Raw genomic sequence first — 15844 nt, 5'->3', positions numbered from 1 at the left:
GGTCACAGGGCCGTGATCGGAGCTGTCTCCGACGACACCCAGGCGAGGTAGCCGGCGCTTCCGCGTACCACCGGCATGGCGATGATCTCCGGGGTCTCGTAGTCGTGCGCCGCGCGGAGGTGCTCCTCCAGTTCGTCGTAGCGCTCGGCCGTCGTCTTGAACAGCACCTGCCACTCCTCGGTGGTCTCGATGGCGTTCTGCCACCGGTAGACGGAGGTGACAGGCGCGGAGATCTGCGCGCACGCGGCGAGCCGCGCCTCCACCGCGCCCTGGGCGAGGGCGTGGGCCTTCTCCTCGCTGTCCGTGGTGGTCAGTACGGTCAGCCATGCCGGCGATGTCACCGTCGGTCTCCTCAGCTCTTCTGCTCTTGCTCTTCGGCTCTTGTGCCTGCGGCGTGTCCTTCTCGTCGATTGTCGGGGCGGTTCGGTGCCGTGTCCTCCTCCCTCGCCGTTGCGGTATGGACATGACATGTCATGAACCCTTAAATCTGATGCGAACTCAGAACCGCCGCTCAGATCGCCCTCCGCCCCCACGCACTCCGAGGAGTCCGATGAGATCGATTCGGCATGCATCGCGCCTCACCCCGCTCGGCACAGCCGCGGCCGCCGCCACCCTGCTGGCCTCCGCCCTCACCGCGACCACCGGCGCCGCCGCGGCCGGCCACCCGTCCCCCAGCCGCGCCACGGCCGTCCGTCACGCCGAGGCCGCGATCGCCGGGCACGCCACCACCCTGGGCCTCACCGGCGCCCAGGACACCGCGGTGCGCGATGTGGTCATCGACAACGACGGCAGTCATCATGTGCGCTACGACCGCACCTACCGCCAACTCCCCGTACTTGGCGGCGACTTCATCGTCCATCTGGCGCCCGACGGTGCGTACCGGGGCGCCGACCGGGCCGTGCGCGGGGATCTCTCGGTGCCGACCGTGGCTCCGTCCCTCTCCGCGCCGATGGCCGCGGACCTGGGTGCGGCCGCCCTGCGCTCCGCCCACCGCGGCCAGAAGCTCCGCAAGGTCGCCGCCAGACCGCAGCTCGTCGTGGACGCCCTGCACGGCGCACCCAGGCTGGCCTGGCGCACCGAGGCCGCGGGCAAGGACTCGCTGGGCAACCCCGTCGCCCGCGTCGTGCTCACCGATGCGCGCACGGGCCGGCAGATCGACGCCTGGGACAGCCTGGAAACGGCCGGCGGCGACGGCCGGTCCCTCTACGGCGGTACGGTCCCGCTGGAGACGACCCAGTCCGGGTCGACATACCAGCTCAAGGACGCGACGCGCGGCAACACGTACACCGGCGACGCGCAGAACAAGACCGACGGCTGCATCTTCTCCATCTGCTGGAGCCGGGCCCCTGCGGTTCTGTTCACCGATGCCGACAACCACTGGGGCAACGGCGCCACCTCCGACCGCGCGTCCGCGGCGGTCGATGCCCAGTACGGCACGGACACGACCTGGGACTACTACAAGAACGTGCACGGCCGGAACGGCATCGCCGGTGACGGCAAGGGCTCGTACAACCGCGTCCACTACGGGAACAACTACAACAACGCCTTCTGGGACGACAGTTGCTTCTGCATGACGTACGGCGACGGCGACGGCTCCACCTTCGGGCCGCTGGTCGCGCTGGACGTGGCCGGGCACGAGATGTCGCACGGCGTGACGTCCAAGACCGCGAACCTCACCTACTCCGGTGAGCCGGGCGGACTCAACGAGGCGACCTCCGACATCTTCGGCACGCTGGTCGAGTTCCACGCGAACAACGCGCAGGACCCGGGCGACTACCTGATCGGGGAGAAAATCGTGAAGCCCGGCTTCGGGAAGGCCGCCCTGCGGTTCATGGACCAGCCCTCCAGGGACGGCAACTCGGCGGACTGCTGGAGCTCCTCGGTCGGCAATCTGGATGTGCACTACTCGTCCGGTGTGGCCAACCACTTCGCGTATCTGCTGGCCGAGGGCAGCGGCCCGAAGACGATCGGCGGCGTGCAGCACAACGGCACCACGTGCAACGGGGCGACGCTGAGCGGCATCGGCAAGGACAAGCTCGGCAAGATCTGGTACCGGGCGCTGACGGTCTACATGACGTCCTCGACCAACTACGCCTCCGCCCGCACGGCGACGCTCAACGCAGCGAAGGACCTGTACGGGGCGGGCAGCGCGGAACAGAACGCGGTGGCCGCGACCTGGTCCGCGGTCTCGGTCGGCTGAGAGCCTGTCGGGTGACCTTCGATCGGAGGTCACCCGACAGGCTCCGACAGGGAGCAGGTCCCGGACGCACTGGTTCCGGGACCTGCATCCAGCCGAGAAGGGATCAGCCTCCGTACGGGCGGACCGCCTTGGCGTCCCGCAGCGCACTCCCCCACCAGGTCAGCTGGTCGAGCAGTGTCTTCGCCGCCGCGTCGACGGCCACGGGGTCCTTGTGCCGGCCCTCGTCGTCAAAGAGAGCGCCCGCGTTGTGGAACGACACGGTGTCGCGGAGGGAGACGGCGTGCAACTCGGCGAAGACCTGGCGAAGATGCTCGACGGCCCGCAGACCGCCCGACACTCCCCCGTACGAGACGAAGGCGACGGGCTTGGCCTGCCATTCGGCGTGATGCCAGTCGATGAGGTTCTTCAGCGGGGCGGGGTACGAGTGGTTGTACTCCGGCGTGACGACGACGAAGGCATCGGCGGCGGCCAACCGGAGGGACACTCTCGCCAGTCGGGTCTGTACGTCCGGTCCCGGGCGGTAGGTGAGCGCGAACGGGAGATCGAGTTCGGCGACGTCGATCAGGTCGGTCTCGATGCCCGGGTGGCCGGCGGTACGGGAGAGGAACCAGTCGGCGACGACCGGGGCGAAGCGGCCCTCGCGATTGCTGGCGAGGATGACCGCGACCTTCAGAGGTGGTGTGGTGAGTTCCATGCGGCGAGACTCGTACCTCAACCAAGGATGAGGTCAAGCGCCGCCCCTCACCTCTCCGGCATACGGTGGAACACATGACGACCGCCGCACCCCTGTACGTCGAGTTCAACGGACACGCCGCAACGGAGGCGGATCTCCGGATCCCCGCCTTCTCCAACTACGGCCACTTCACCGCCATGCAGGTCAGGGACGGGAGGGTACGCGGTCTCGCCCTCCACCTGGCCCGGCTGGACGCCGCCAACCGGGAACTCTTCGGCCACGGACTCGACGGCGGCCGGGTGCGCGAGCTGATCCGGCACGCGCTGGACAGTGCCGGGGCACGGGACGCCTCGACCCGGGTGCACGCCTTCCTGCCGCCGGGCGACACCGGGACGACCGTCATGGTCACCGTGCGCGGACCGGCGCAGAAGTCCACCGAACCGCACAGCCTGATGTCCGTTCCGTATGTCCGTACGGTCCCGCACATCAAGCGCCCCGGCGAATTCGGCCAGACCTACTACGGGCAGCTCGCCGCACGCTCCGGCTTCGACGAGGCACTGCTGATCGCACCGGACGGGACGGTGACGGAAGGGGCGATCACCAACATCGCTTTCTGGGACGGCACTTCTGTCGTCTGGCCAGACGCACCCGCACTGCTCGGCATCACCATGGCCCTGCTGGAGCAGCAACTTCCGGGCGCCGGGCTGGAGTCCGTACGCCGTCCGGTGACGCTGGACGGGATCGGCGGCTACCGGTCGGCATTCCTCACCAACTCGCAGGGCATCGCACCGATCCGGCGGATCGACGACACGGAGTTCATGGTCGACGAGGAACTGATGAAGCGGGTGGGGCTGGCGTACGAAGCTGCACCCTGGGACACCGTCTGAGAGCCTGTCGGGTGACCTTCGATCGGATAGCGGACGCGGTCTGGTGCGTGCGATTCCAAGGCGGCGGGATGTCCTCGGATGGGGTCTCCCCTGCTCGAACGAAGCTGAGAGCTCGGGGAAGGAGCTACTAGGACATTTCGGCAACGCGGGAAGCGTGCGTGCCAGGGCGTGGCCGCCCGATCAGAGGTCACCCGACAGGCTCTGAGAGCCTGTCGGGCTCCGAGACGGGAACATGGAGGCCATGCAGATCCACATCGAGGGCTCGGACCTCCCCGGCCTCACCTGCGGGGCCGACAGCGACTTCCCCGGCGCCCGGAACATCCATGTCGGCGTACAGCGCAAGGACAGGCCCGGTGAGCTGCTGGGACTGCGTCCCGGCGACGCCCCGTCGGCATCGTGGACACTGGACTGTACGGCCACCGCGACCGACGACGGCATCACGGTCACCGGGCCGTACGTGCAGAACCGGCTCGGCGGGCGCTTCGTCTATCTGTCCTGGGGCACCGTGGACGACCACGGCGTCTTCTCCATGTTCCGGCGGGCCAAGCTGATGTTCGACGACGTCGATCCGGCCGTACTCGGGGCCGCCGTGCGCTCCGGACACCTCACCGCACGCCTGCGCCTCTCCGACGCCAAGGGGCAACCGCTCTGCGCCCGCGTCCGGCCGCCGGTCGTCACCTGGTCCGCCATCGCTCCCGAGTGACGGCACGGGACCGCCCTCATCGGGCCCAGGGGGGTGGGTCCGATGAGGGCGGCGGCCTGGGGCGGCGGGGGAAAGCCGTCCCGTGGGGGGTGTCATGCGTGTGCCCGGGGCCGACGAGGCCATGCATGTGACGTGTGCCACTCATTCCTCGCGGCTCGTCACCCGATCAGCACGGTGTGTCGCGAGACCGGCCACGCATCCCCTCATCACCGCTGTGACCTGCACACTTACCGCTCGGCAAAGGGTCCGGGCCCGGACCGGTCGAGTGAAAGCTGACCCAGTGTCAGCATGCATGGGTGGCGCGCCGCCCGTTAGCTCTGCATCAGGAGATACCCCACCAGCGCCCCTGCTCGGAGGAACCCCCATGCGCCGTCCTGCCCGCCTCGTGACCGGCACCGCCGCCGCGGCGCTCACCGCTGCCGCGCTCGGCCTGTCCACCGCGGCGACGCCCGCGTATGCAGGGGACCTCGGTCAGCTGGAGATATCCCCGGCGGACGTGGCACCGGGCACCACAGTCACGGTGAACACCACCGCTTGCGGGAACGGCGCGACGGCCACCGGGGATGCGAACTCCCTGGAAGCAGGGGACTTCAAGCTGGGGTCCACCACCCGCAAGGAGGTGGTGGTCGGCACGTTCACGGTGCCGACGATGACCGAGGCGGGTCAGTACAGCATCGACGTGTCCTGCGAGAACGGCAGAGAGGTCACCGGAACGCTGCGGGTGAAGGCGGCGGACACCACGAAGTACGCCGCCGCGGGTCCCCCCGCCGGCACCGTGGAGGACAACGGCTCCGGCGACAACACGGGCAGCGGCAACTCGGTGCCTTCCCTCGACGACCTGGCAGCCAGGGGCGAGAGCCTCCTCGGAAACCAGAACCCCTTCGGCATCGGCTCCTCCACCGGGCAGGACAGCTCCTCCGGGTTCGGGAACTCCCGGAGCAACGAGACGACTCCCGGTCGGAACCCCTCCACCGGGAACGAGAGCGGGCGCGACACCGGGAACGGGACCGGGCGCGACACCGGAAGCGGGCTGGGCCAGAACACCGGCCGCGACACCGGAAACGGACGCGGCCAGGACAGCTCCACCGTGCCCACCTCTCCCTCCGGGCACGTCAAAACTGGTGTAGGCGGCAGCGTCCGCCCGGACACCTCCCAGATCGCGGCGGGTGCCGGCGTTCTCGCCGCGTCCGCCGTCGGCGGAGCCTGGCTCCTGCGTCGTCGGGCGAGCGGCACGCAGGCGGACAGCTGACGGGGACGCATCCACGTCCCCGTACCGCCACGATTCCGTCCCGGTGGCCGTGCGCCACCGGGGCGGGACCTCGCTTCCTTCCTCACGTCCTTCCCGTCCCGGAGGACGACACCCCGGAGGACGACCGTGTCCCAGAAGGCCAAGGGCTGGCTGGTCGCCGTCGCAGCGCTGGTCGGCGTCTGGCTGATCCAGAACGGCGCCGGCACCGTGCTGATGCCGCCGCAGCCGACCACCGCCCAGGCCTTCGCCGCCGGTCCCGGAGTACAGCCCGGCTCGCCCGTCGCCGCCCCGCTGCGACCCTCGACGCCCGTCCGTCTCCGTATCCCCAGCATCAGGGTGGACGCCCCGATGATCCGGCTCGGGCTCGGGTCCGACGGCAGTCTCGACGTGCCGCCGGCCGAAGACCGCAATGTCGTCGGCTGGTACAAGGGCGGCACTCCGCCCGGTGCCGAGGGCACCGCGCTCGTCGCCGGTCATGTCGACAACGCACAGGGACGGTCCGTCTTCTACGACCTGGGGTCCCTGGCCAAGGGCAGCACCATCGAGGTGGTCCGGCAGGACGGGAGCACCGCCGTCTTCTCGCTCGACGGCACCGAGGTGTACGAGAACAAGAACTTCCCCGACCGGCGGGTGTACGGCGCCTCGTCGTTCCCCGCGCTGCGCCTGATCACCTGCGGCGGCGGCTTCTCACCGGCCACCGGCTACCAGGGCAACGTGGTTGCGTACGCGCATCTCACCGGAGTGCGCTGACGCCGGTCGCGCGCCCTGACGGCCTCCCCCACGACAGGGAGTGGGGGAGGCCGTCAGGCCCACTGGTCGAACGCCAGCTTCGCGACGAGTGAGAACACCACGACCAGCAGCACACCACGGACGAACTCGCTGCCCTTGCGCAGCGCCATCCGCGCGCCGAGCAGCCCACCCGCCAGGTTGAACATCGCCATCAGCGCGGCCAGCTGCCACAGCACGCTGCCCTGGTAGGCGAACATCGCGAGGGCACCGGCGTTGGTGCAGACGTTGACGATCTTGGCGGTGGCGGACGCCGTCACCAGGTCGAGGTGGAGCACGGCCGTCAGCGCGAGCACCAGGAACGTGCCGGTGCCCGGCCCGAACAGCCCGTCGTAGAAGCCGATGCCGCCGCCGACCAGCACGATCGCGGTGACGGTACGGGCCCGGGTGACCTTCCGGTCCGTGCCTCCGCCCGCCTCCTTGCCGAACTGCGGCCGCAGCATCACGAACGCCGCCACCGCCAGCAGCACCACCATGATCACCGGACGGAGCACGTCACTGCTGATCCCGGCGGCGAAGAAGGCCCCGGTCATCGATCCGGCCAGCGCCATCAGCCCGATCCGCACCGCCGTCCCGACCTTCACCGGCGCCTTGCGCACGTACGTCACGGCGGCGCCCGAGGTACCGACGATGGCCACCGCCTTGTTGGTGCCGAGGACATGCGCGGCCGGGACGTGCGGCAGACCGAGCAGCAGCGCGGGCAGCAGGAGCAGCCCGCCGCCGCCCACCACCGCGTCGATCCAGCCCGCGGCGGCAGCGGCAAGGCACAGGACAACGAGGGTGGTCAGGGTTATGTCGGGCATGCTCGCGACCCTATGGAGACGATGCGTGTCCCGTCCAACTGCTTCCGCGGGATCGCCGGAAAGTTGAGCCAACTCTGAGCTTCCGGGGCTCCGCGGCCCTCACAGACCCTCTTCGGACGCGCTGAGCGCAAGGTTCCTCCCGGGAAACAGCGGGGATCCGATCGGGTAACACCCGCCGCGCACGCTTCTCACCATGAGGACACAGACGGAGAACGCGGCGCGTGTGGTGGTGATCGGCGCCGGGATGGCGGGCGCACGGCTCGCCGCCCGGGTGCCCGGCGTCACCGTCATCGGCGAGGAGACGCACGCCCCCTACAACCGGGTGCTGCTGGCAGAGGTGCTGGCCGGGCGGTACGCGGCCGAGGTCATCGCCCTGCCCCCGGCCGAGGTACGGCGCGGGGTGCGGGCGGTGCGGATCGACCGGGCCGACCGGCTGGTGCACTGCGACGACGGAAGCGTCGTGGGGTACGAGCGGCTGGTGCTGGCGACCGGTTCGAACCCGGTGCTGCCGCCGCTGCGCGGACTCGGCACCACGATGCCGGACGGAGTGCATGCGTTCCGCACGCTCGACGACTGCCTGGCGCTGCGGGAAGCCGTGGGGCAGCACACCGGTACGGGCGTGCGCGCCGTCGTCATCGGCGGCGGCCTGCTCGGTGTCTCCGCCGCCCGCGCGCTCGCCGAACGCGGCGCCCAGGTGGTGCTGGCCCAGCAGGGCGAGCACCTCATGGAGCGGCAGCTGGACGCCGGATCGGCGGGGTTGCTCCGGCGTCATCTGGAGACTCTCGGGGTGGAGGTGCACACCGAGTGCCGGGTCCGCGGGCTGCGCTGCGCCGACGGCGCGGTGCGGGCCGTGGAGCTCGCCGACGGCTATGAGCTGGCGGCCGAGATCACGGTGCTGGCCTGCGGGGTACGGCCCAGGACCGGGCTGGCCCAGGCGGCAGGTCTGGACGTCCGCAAGGGTGTCGTCGTCGACGACGAGCTGCGCACCTCCGACCCGTACATCCACGCGGTCGGCGACTGCGCCGAGCACCGCGGCACGCTCTACGGGCTCGCGGGCCCGGCGCTGGAGCAGGCCGATGTGCTCGCCGAGGTGCTGGCGGGGCGGCCCGCCCGCTACGACGGCACCCGGGCCCTGACCCGTCTCACGCTGCACGGCCCGCCCGCCGACCCCGCCGGTGCGCTCGATCTGGCCGCGTTCGGGGTTTCCCGGCCGCTGCCCGGCGATGACGTCGTCCGGCTGGCCGACGCGACCCGGGGTGCGTACCGCGCGGTCGTCGTCCGCGGCAACCGGCTGGCGGGCGGTGTACTGCTCGGCGATCTCGCCGCGGTCGGCACCCTCGCCCGCACCTGGGAGGACGACGAACCGCTCCCCGCCGAAACGTCCCTGCTCCACCTGCTCACCAACGACGGAGGCTTCTGAGATGCCGGTGTCCACTCCCCCGACCGACCGTACCTCCGCCCTCCCGACCATCGTGGTCGTCGGACACGGCATGGTCGGCCAGCGGTTCCTGGAGGCGCTCGCCGAGCGCGGTCTGACCGCGGCCGCGGGCGCGGCCAGGGTCGTCGTGCTCTGCGAGGAGCCGCGCGCCGCCTACGACCGGGTCCAGCTGACCTCGTACTTCGCCGGGAGGACCCCGGACGATCTGTCGCTCGTCGAGCCCGGCTTCATGGAGCGGCACGGCTTCGAGCTGCACCTCGGCAACCCTGCCGAGTCCCTCGACCGCGAGGCCCGCACGATCACCGCGCGCTCCGGGGAGACGTTCGCGTACGACACGCTGGTGCTGGCCACCGGCTCGTACCCGTTCGTCCCGCCGGTCCCCGGCAAGGACGCCGAGGGCTGCTTCGTCTACCGCACCATCGAGGACCTCCTGGCGATCGAGGAGTACGCGAGGACGGCGACGACCGGTGCGGTCGTCGGCGGCGGGCTGCTCGGGCTGGAGGCGGCGGGCGCGCTGAAGGGGCTCGGGCTCGACACGCACGTCGTGGAGTTCGCGCCCCGGCTGATGCCGGTGCAGGTCGACGAGGGCGGCGGCGCGGCGCTGCTGCGCACGATCGAGTCCATGGGTCTCACCGTGCACACGGGCGTCGGCACGCAGGAGGTCACCGCGGGCGAGGACGGCACGGTGAACGGCATGTCGCTCTCCGACGGTTCGTCGCTCGCCACCGACCTGGTGGTCTTCTCGGCGGGGGTACGCCCCCGGGACCAGCTGGCCCGCGACTGCGGTCTGGCGGTCGGGCAGCGCGGCGGCATCATCGTCGACGAGGAGTGCCGCACCTCGGACCCTGCGGTCTTCGCGATCGGCGAGTGCGCGCTGGCCTCGGACGGCCGGGTGTACGGGCTCGTCGCGCCCGGGTACGAGATGGCGCAGACGGTCGCCGAGGTGATCGCGGGCAAGGAGGCGGCGTTCACCGGCGCCGATCTGTCGACGAAGCTGAAGCTGCTCGGGGTGGACGTGGCGTCGTTCGGCGACGCGCACGGCACGGCCGAGGGCTGCCTCGACGTGGTGTACGCCGACTCCCGCTCCGGCGTCTACAAGAAGCTGGTTATCGGCCGGGACGGCACGCTGCTCGGCGGGGTACTGGTCGGGGACGCCGATCAGTACGGGACGCTGCGGCCGATGACCGGCACGGTCCTGCCCGTCGCCCCCGAGCAGCTGGTGCTGCCGGCCGGTGCGGGCGGTCCGGTCACCCTCGGCCCGTCCGCGCTTCCGGACGAGGCGGTGATCTGCTCCTGCCACAACGTCACCAAGGGGGCGATCTGCGAGCACACCACGCTGCCCGAGGTGAAGAAGTGCACCAAGGCCGGTACCGGCTGCGGCAGTTGCGTGAAGGTGATCGGTCAGCTGCTGCCGCAGAGCCAGGACAAGGGGCTGTGCGGCTGCTTCTCGTACACCCGGAGCGAGCTGTACGAGATCGTCCGCACCCTCCGCATCACCTCGTACGCCGAACTGCTCGACTCGCACGGCCGGGAGGCGGCGCGCGGCGGGGACGGCTGCGAGATCTGCAAGCCGACGGTCGGTTCGATCATCGCCTCGCTCGCGCCGACGCTCGGCGCGAGCGGATATGTGCTGGACGGCGAGCAAGCGGCCCTGCAGGACACCAACGACCACTTCCTGGCCAACCTCCAGCGCAACGGCTCGTACTCGATCGTGCCGCGCATCCCCGGGGGTGAGATCACCCCGGAGAAGCTGATCGTGATCGGTGAGGTCGCCCGCGACTTCGGCCTCTACACGAAGATCACCGGGGGCCAGCGGATCGACATGTTCGGCGCCCGCGTCGACCAGCTGCCGCTGATCTGGACGCGCCTGGTGGACGCCGGGTTCGAGTCCGGGCACGCGTACGGAAAATCGCTGCGGACGGTCAAGTCCTGCGTGGGACAGGCCTGGTGCCGGTACGGCGTGCAGGACTCGGTGAAAATGGCCATCGACCTGGAACTGCGCTACCGCGGGCTGCGCTCGCCGCACAAGCTGAAGTCGGCGGTCTCCGGCTGCGCCCGGGAGTGCGCCGAGGCCCGCGGCAAGGACTTCGGGATCATCGCCACTGCCAACGGCTGGAACCTGTACGTCGGCGGCAACGGCGGTGCCGAACCGCGCCACGCGGACCTGCTCGCCCAGGACCTCTCCGACGCCGAACTGGTGCGCCTCATCGACCGGTTCCTGATGTTCTACATCCGTACCGCCGACCGTCTGGAACGCACCTCGACCTGGCTGGACCGCATCGAGGGCGGCCTGGACCACGTACGCGACGTCGTCGTCCACGACTCGCTGGGGCTCTGCGATGAGCTGGAGCGGCTGATGGCCGACCATGTCGCCGGCTACCGCGACGAATGGGCCGAGACCATCAACGACCCGGACCGGCTGCGCCGGTTCGTCACCTTCGTCAACGCGCCCGACGCACCCGACCCGTCGGTGCGGTTCGTTCCCGAACGCGGCCAGGTCAAGCCCGACCTGGACATCCTCGCCGGACCGGTGCTCGCCGTCCGTACTCTCGAAGGGACCTCTTCCCGATGACCGCACCGACGATGGAGACGACGCAGCAGACCCCCGTGGTCCAGCTCGCCGACGGGAACGACTGGCTCACGGTCTGCGCGCTGTCGCGGCTGACCCCCGGGCGTGGCGTCGCCGCGCTCCTCCCGGACGGCCGCCAGGTCGCACTCTTCGTGGACCGGGCAGGGCGTGCGTACGCGATCGACAACCGCGACCCGTTCACGGGGGCGTACGTCCTCTCACGCGGCCTGGTCGGGTCCGTCGAGGGGCGGGCCTTCGTCGCCTCGCCACTGCTGAAGCAGCGCTTCGACCTGGCGACCGGTGCCTGCCTGGACGACGACGAGGTGTCGGTCCCGGTCCACGCGATACGCGCCGCCTGACGGCGAACGGCAGGGACCCCGCCGCAGACCATTCACCGGTTGTTGCTGTTCCGTCAAACACCGCCCCCAGGTTCCTGACACGCGACCCGCCGGGCCAACCGGACCGGCGGGCCCTCACGTCACCAGTGGAGTGATCGTGGAACGTCGGACCTTCTTGCGCACAGCGGTGGTCGGCAGCTCGGCGGCGGCCTTCGGCGGAACGCTCTGGCGCGGCGCCGCGCATGCCGCACCCGCCCTGCCCGGCACCGGACCCTACGGGGCACTGCAGGCGGCGAACGCCAACGGCATTGCGCTGCCCACCGGTTTCACCAGCCGCATCGCTTGAACCCGCCCAGCGCGGGGCGTTGCACGGCGGCAGACCGCTCCGCCGTCGGGGGCGCTGTGCCAGGTGTACGAGGTGCCCGGGACGGTCTGCCCGGAGCGCGAGGCGGCGGCCGCGGACCCCGACCACGGATACATCTACTCACCGAGGACGAGGCCGACGGCCGGTTCTACCGCTTGCGCCCCACCACCTGGGGCAACCTCGCGAAAACCGCCCCGTTGACCGGCGTCGACAAAGCCCGTTCGGGCTCGGGGGACCTCTATGTCGCCGAGGACGGCGGGAACATGGAGATCTGCCTGATCACCCCGGACGGCACCGTCGCCCCGTTCCTCCGGATCAGCGGCCAGTCCGGCTGCGAGATCACCGGACCGGCGTTCTCGCCGGACGGCACCCGGCTCTACTTCTCCTCGCAGCGCGGCACCAGCGGCAGTTCATCCGGCGGCATCACATACGAGGTGAAGGGGCCGTTCCGCGGCTGATTCCGGCCATGGGGCTCCGGTCGTACGCTTGATCCATGACCCAGGGCTGGAACGCGAGCGACATCCCCGACCAGAGCGGCCGTACGGCCGTGGTCACCGGAGCCAACAGCGGTATCGGACTCGTCACGGCACGCGAACTGGCGCGCAGCGGTGCGCGGGTGCTGCTCGCGTGCCGTGACGAGACCCGCGGCAAGGAGGCCGAGACACGCATCCGGACGGCCGTGCCGGGCGCGGAGGTGGAGTTCGCACCGCTGGATCTGGCCGATCTCTCCTCCGTACGGGAGTTCGCCGCTTCGTACCGGTCCGACCGGCTGGATCTGCTGATCAACAACGCCGGCGTGATGGCCCTGCCGTACCGGAAGACGGCCGACGGTTTCGAGACCCAGTTCGGCGTCAACCACCTCGGGCACTTCGCTCTCACCGGTCTGCTGCTGCCGAAACTCCTCAACACCCCGGGCGCCCGGGTGGTGAGCGTGTCGAGCGGGATGCACGCCCTGTCCAACATCGACATGGGCGATCTCAACAGCGAGCGGAACTACCGGCGTTGGATCGCCTACGGCCGCTCGAAGACCGCCAATCTGCTCTTCGTCCACGAGCTGGCGCGCCGACTCTCCGCAGCCGGCTCCGACGTCGTCGCCGCGGCCGCGCACCCCGGATACGCGGCGACCAATCTGCAGACGGCAGGCGTCAGGATGGAGAACCGCAGGACCGCGGAACGGGTGGTCGGACTCGGCAACCGGATCCTCGCCCAGCCCGCGTCCTCCGGTGCGCTGCCGACGCTGTACGCGGCCACCGCGCCCGGGGTGCGCCCCGACTCGTTCACCGGCCCGAAGCTGCTGGGCTGGCGGGGTGCGCCCGCCCCGTCCTGGCGGACGGGCTGGACGCGGAACGATGTGGCGAGCGAACGCCTGTGGGTGGCGTCCGAGCAGCTCACCGGCGTGACCTGGCCGGGCCTCGCCCCCTGAGGCCCGAGGTGTTCCGACGCGTCAGCCCTGCCCCTGGACGGCGGCCGGGTCCATCCACATGACCTCCCAGATGTGGTGGTCCGGGTCCTGGAAGGACCTGCCGTACATGAACCCGTGGTCTATGGGCTCGTTGGCGGGCGAACCGCCGGAGGCAAGCGCCGTGTCGACCAGCTCGTCGACCTTCTCGCGGCTCTCGGCGCTCAGCGCGATGATCACCTCGGTGGATTTCGACGCGTCCGCGACCTCCTTCTTGGTGAACTCCTTGAAGCGGGGCTCAGTGAGGAGCATGGCGAAGATCGTGTCACTGATGACGAGACACGCGGTGTTCTCGTCACTGAACTGCGGGTTGCAGGAGAAGCCGAGCTTGGCGAAGAAGCCCTTCGTCGTCTCAAGGTCCTCGACCGGCAGGTTCACGAAGATCATCTGGTTCATGTCCACTCTTCTCTGCTCGTCGGTGGCGCCCCCTTCGAGCGCTTCCGAGGGGTAGACGGCGGGCCGCCGCCGAACTCATCGCGGCCGGCGAAGAAATCTTCCGAAGCTCCTATCGTCGGAGCCATGAACGTATCGAAGGACGGAGCAGGCAGCGGATCGACCGGCCGACGGATCACCGAGAAGCTGTCGGCCGACGCGCTCCGGGAACGGACCGGCCGGAACTGGGACGACTGGTTCTCCGTACTCGACGCCTGGGACGCGACCCGGCACACCCACGCCGAGATCGCCGCCCATCTGCGTACGGAGCACGGTATGGACGGCTGGTACGCCCAGTCGGTCACCGTCGGATACGAGCAGGAGCGCGGGCTGCGCCAGATCGGGCAGTCCTCCACCGGCGGCTGGCGGACCTCGGCCAGTCGTACGGTCGCGGCTCCGGCGGAACGTGTACTGGCGGCGTTCACCGATCCGGCGCTGCGCGGCGACTGGCTCCCCGACGCCGGACTGATCCTGCGCACACACCGCCCGACCAGGTCCCTGACCGCGGACTTCGCGGACTCCGGGGCGGCGACGGGACGGCTCGCGGTGCGGGTGACGGCGCTGCCGGACGGACGGACCCAGCTGGGTCTCGCCCACGAGAAGCTCGCGGGCGCCGAGGCCGTCGCCACGTACCGGGCGTTCTGGAAGGACCGGCTGAACGTCCTCAAGGCACTGCTGGAGCAACCCGGCCCGTCATGACAGCGCGAGCGGCGCGCCGCCCCGCAGGAGCGAGCCGCCGAGCGGTGTCAGCGTGTGCAGGACCGAACTGCCGTGCCGCAGGCTGAGCACGAGCCCCGCCTCGCGCAGTACGCAGGCATGCTGGCTCGCCGAGGCCAGGGACACCCCGGCCCGGCGGGCGAGCTCGCTGGTGGTGCAGCCGTTGCCGATGGCCTGGAGAACGGTGGACCGGGTGTTGCCGAGGAGCCGTCCCAGCCAGGGGCCCGGACCGGGGTCGGCGAAGACCGGGGCGGCGGAGTGGGTGACCGGGTAGACGAGCACCGGCGGCAGCTTCGGGTCGCGGTAGACGACCGGGGTGGAGCGGCAGAAGAACGACGGCTGGAGCAGCAGTCCCCGCCCGTCCAGGTGCAGGTCCCGGTCGACGGGATAGTCGGCCTCCAGCACCGGGGCCCGCCAGCGGATCATGGACGGCAGGGAGGCGAGGAGCTCGTCCGCGCCGCCGTCGAGGAGGGCGCGGCCGCGGATGGCACGGTCGGCCTCGATGCTGGCCTGGATGTGCGGCCAGTACGGTTCGACGGCGGCGCGGTGGTAGCTGCGCAGGTCGGCGACGAGCCGCCCGAGAGGTTCGGCGCGCCCCTCGGAGAACGCGTCCAGCCGCGGCGGCGGCACGGGCCGTCCCTCGCCGGGACGCCCGCCCACGGGCCGCACTCCACCGGCACGTGACCCGCCGCGGCCGCCGGGCCGCCCGCCCAGTGGCGCCGGCCGCCCCGGCTCGTGGCGGCCGGTGCGCAGCAGGGCCAGCTCGGCATGGAGCCGCTCGAGCGGAGTTCCGCGCAGCGCCTCTATTCCTGCGTCGAGGCCGTACGGCTCGCCGGCCGCCCGGGAGGGCGTCAGGAAGTCCGGGAAATAGCCACGGGGCGGCACCAGGGCGGCCAGCAGGCGTGTCTCACCATTCAACCGGGGCCGGGTTTCCGTCCGCCATTTCCCGAAGACGGCGGAAGCGCGCCGGTCCCTCAGCCGGTGAAAACTCAGAATGGTTTCCCACAATGCGTCCGGCCGCGTGGCCATGCGCACCTTGGAAAGGTCCATTGTGGACACATGAATACGCAGCATCGAACCCCCACTTGTTGCATCCGCAATTCCCCCCGCTCAAGAGTATGCGAGCCGTCACAGGACGTCACCACGGGGTTTCGGCCAGAGGTGAAACGTCTCGCCCCGACCCACCGTCACCCGAAAGGCTGTACGGCGTCGGGTGCGAAACCTGA

The 15844-nt window shown here is 70.7% G+C and carries 15 protein-coding genes and 1 pseudogene; 11 read left to right on the top strand and 5 right to left on the bottom strand.

From position 1 onward, the window contains the following. Positions 1-2: 2 nt before the first annotated feature. The gene (gene cutA / locus OG395_RS34820; RefSeq protein ID WP_327246463.1) at positions 3-341 is read right to left on the bottom strand and encodes a divalent-cation tolerance protein CutA; all 339 of its coding nucleotides are present in this window, start codon (positions 339-341) and stop codon (positions 3-5) included. A 209-nt stretch (positions 342-550) separates the two neighbouring features. Here cutA and OG395_RS34815 point away from each other — a divergent pair, with 209 nt between their 5' ends. After that, positions 551-2200, top strand: coding sequence for a M4 family metallopeptidase (locus OG395_RS34815; protein ID WP_327246462.1), 1650 nt, complete (start codon positions 551-553; stop codon positions 2198-2200). A gap of 103 nt (positions 2201-2303) precedes the next feature. Here OG395_RS34815 and OG395_RS34810 read toward each other — a convergent pair whose 3' ends face one another. Next, positions 2304-2894 carry an NADPH-dependent FMN reductase gene (locus OG395_RS34810; protein WP_327246461.1) on the bottom strand — a complete coding sequence of 197 codons (591 nt, stop codon included), beginning with the start codon at positions 2892-2894 and terminating at the stop codon, positions 2304-2306. A 74-nt stretch (positions 2895-2968) separates the two neighbouring features. Here OG395_RS34810 and OG395_RS34805 point away from each other — a divergent pair, with 74 nt between their 5' ends. The 4 genes from OG395_RS34805 to OG395_RS34790 all read left to right on the top strand — a co-directional run bounded on the left by OG395_RS34805 (position 2969) and on the right by OG395_RS34790 (position 6462). Continuing rightward, positions 2969-3760, top strand: coding sequence for an aminotransferase class IV family protein (locus tag OG395_RS34805; protein ID WP_327246460.1), 792 nt, complete (start codon positions 2969-2971; stop codon positions 3758-3760). A 241-nt stretch (positions 3761-4001) separates the two neighbouring features. Then, positions 4002-4463 (top strand): DUF5990 family protein, encoded by a 462-nt coding sequence (locus tag OG395_RS34800; protein ID WP_327246459.1) that lies wholly within the window; start codon positions 4002-4004, stop codon positions 4461-4463. Positions 4464-4827: 364 nt separating this feature from the next. Next, positions 4828-5712 (top strand): hypothetical protein, encoded by an 885-nt coding sequence (locus OG395_RS34795; RefSeq protein ID WP_327249771.1) that lies wholly within the window; start codon positions 4828-4830, stop codon positions 5710-5712. Between the two features lie 126 nt (positions 5713-5838). Further along, positions 5839-6462 carry a class F sortase gene (locus OG395_RS34790; protein WP_327246458.1) on the top strand — a complete coding sequence of 208 codons (624 nt, stop codon included), beginning with the start codon at positions 5839-5841 and terminating at the stop codon, positions 6460-6462. A gap of 53 nt (positions 6463-6515) precedes the next feature. Here the strand turns inward: OG395_RS34790 and OG395_RS34785 are convergent, their stop codons facing one another. Next, positions 6516-7301 carry a sulfite exporter TauE/SafE family protein gene (locus OG395_RS34785; RefSeq protein WP_327246457.1) on the bottom strand — a complete coding sequence of 262 codons (786 nt, stop codon included), beginning with the start codon at positions 7299-7301 and terminating at the stop codon, positions 6516-6518. Between the two features lie 193 nt (positions 7302-7494). Here OG395_RS34785 and OG395_RS34780 point away from each other — a divergent pair, with 193 nt between their 5' ends. The 5 genes and pseudogenes from OG395_RS34780 to OG395_RS34755 all read left to right on the top strand — a co-directional run bounded on the left by OG395_RS34780 (position 7495) and on the right by OG395_RS34755 (position 13433). After that, positions 7495-8721: an NAD(P)/FAD-dependent oxidoreductase gene (locus tag OG395_RS34780; protein WP_327246456.1), complete on the top strand. Its 1227-nt coding sequence runs from the start codon at positions 7495-7497 to the stop codon at positions 8719-8721. A gap of 1 nt (position 8722) precedes the next feature. Then, on the top strand, positions 8723-11311 hold the full coding sequence (nirB, locus tag OG395_RS34775) for a nitrite reductase large subunit NirB (RefSeq protein ID WP_327246455.1): 2589 nt from the start codon (positions 8723-8725) through the stop codon (positions 11309-11311). Continuing rightward, positions 11308-11667, top strand: a complete 360-nt coding sequence (gene nirD, locus OG395_RS34770; protein WP_327246454.1) for a nitrite reductase small subunit NirD — start codon at positions 11308-11310, stop codon at positions 11665-11667. Before nirB ends, nirD begins: the two co-directional genes overlap by 4 nt. Positions 11668-11803: 136 nt before the next feature. After that, positions 11804-12468: pseudogene (locus OG395_RS58485) on the top strand (hypothetical protein). Positions 12469-12503: 35 nt separating this feature from the next. Further along, positions 12504-13433: an oxidoreductase gene (locus OG395_RS34755; RefSeq protein ID WP_327246452.1), complete on the top strand. Its 930-nt coding sequence runs from the start codon at positions 12504-12506 to the stop codon at positions 13431-13433. A gap of 21 nt (positions 13434-13454) precedes the next feature. Here OG395_RS34755 and OG395_RS34750 read toward each other — a convergent pair whose 3' ends face one another. Next, complete coding sequence (locus OG395_RS34750) at positions 13455-13865, bottom strand: VOC family protein (RefSeq protein ID WP_327246451.1); 411 nt, start codon at positions 13863-13865, stop codon at positions 13455-13457. Positions 13866-13988: 123 nt separating this feature from the next. On the opposite strand from OG395_RS34750, the gene OG395_RS34745 reads away from it, so the two are divergent. Then, the gene (locus OG395_RS34745) at positions 13989-14600 is read left to right on the top strand and encodes a DUF4287 domain-containing protein (protein ID WP_327246450.1); all 612 of its coding nucleotides are present in this window, start codon (positions 13989-13991) and stop codon (positions 14598-14600) included. Here the strand turns inward: OG395_RS34745 and OG395_RS34740 are convergent. Further along, positions 14595-15692 carry an ArsR/SmtB family transcription factor gene (locus OG395_RS34740; protein WP_327246449.1) on the bottom strand — a complete coding sequence of 366 codons (1098 nt, stop codon included), beginning with the start codon at positions 15690-15692 and terminating at the stop codon, positions 14595-14597. The two genes, OG395_RS34745 and OG395_RS34740, sit on opposite strands and share 6 nt — an antisense overlap. Between the last annotated feature and the right edge of the window lie 152 nt (positions 15693-15844).

The organism is Streptomyces sp. NBC_01320, from assembly GCF_035974375.1.
Classification (GTDB): Bacteria; Actinomycetota; Actinomycetes; order Streptomycetales; family Streptomycetaceae; genus Streptomyces; species Streptomyces yanii.
This window is presented reverse-complemented; position numbering and strand designations above follow the sequence as displayed.

Bases quoted from the DNA above. Each gene is read 5' to 3' on its own strand.
- OG395_RS34810 (WP_327246461.1), bottom strand. From the start codon at position 2,894: ATGGAACTCACCACACCACCTCTGAAGGTCGCGGTCATCCTCGCCAGC.
- nirD (WP_327246454.1), top strand. From the start codon at position 11,308: ATGACCGCACCGACGATGGAGACGACGCAGCAGACCCCCGTGGTCCAG.
- OG395_RS34805 (WP_327246460.1), top strand. From the start codon at position 2,969: ATGACGACCGCCGCACCCCTGTACGTCGAGTTCAACGGACACGCCGCA.
- OG395_RS34745 (WP_327246450.1), top strand. From the start codon at position 13,989: ATGAACGTATCGAAGGACGGAGCAGGCAGCGGATCGACCGGCCGACGG.
- nirB (WP_327246455.1), top strand. From the start codon at position 8,723: ATGCCGGTGTCCACTCCCCCGACCGACCGTACCTCCGCCCTCCCGACC.
- OG395_RS34740 (WP_327246449.1), bottom strand. From the start codon at position 15,692: ATGCTGCGTATTCATGTGTCCACAATGGACCTTTCCAAGGTGCGCATG.
- OG395_RS34800 (WP_327246459.1), top strand. From the start codon at position 4,002: ATGCAGATCCACATCGAGGGCTCGGACCTCCCCGGCCTCACCTGCGGG.
- OG395_RS34785 (WP_327246457.1), bottom strand. From the start codon at position 7,301: ATGCCCGACATAACCCTGACCACCCTCGTTGTCCTGTGCCTTGCCGCT.
- OG395_RS34795 (WP_327249771.1), top strand. From the start codon at position 4,828: ATGCGCCGTCCTGCCCGCCTCGTGACCGGCACCGCCGCCGCGGCGCTC.
- OG395_RS34780 (WP_327246456.1), top strand. From the start codon at position 7,495: ATGAGGACACAGACGGAGAACGCGGCGCGTGTGGTGGTGATCGGCGCC.
- OG395_RS34815 (WP_327246462.1), top strand. From the start codon at position 551: ATGAGATCGATTCGGCATGCATCGCGCCTCACCCCGCTCGGCACAGCC.
- OG395_RS34755 (WP_327246452.1), top strand. From the start codon at position 12,504: ATGACCCAGGGCTGGAACGCGAGCGACATCCCCGACCAGAGCGGCCGT.
- OG395_RS34750 (WP_327246451.1), bottom strand. From the start codon at position 13,865: ATGAACCAGATGATCTTCGTGAACCTGCCGGTCGAGGACCTTGAGACG.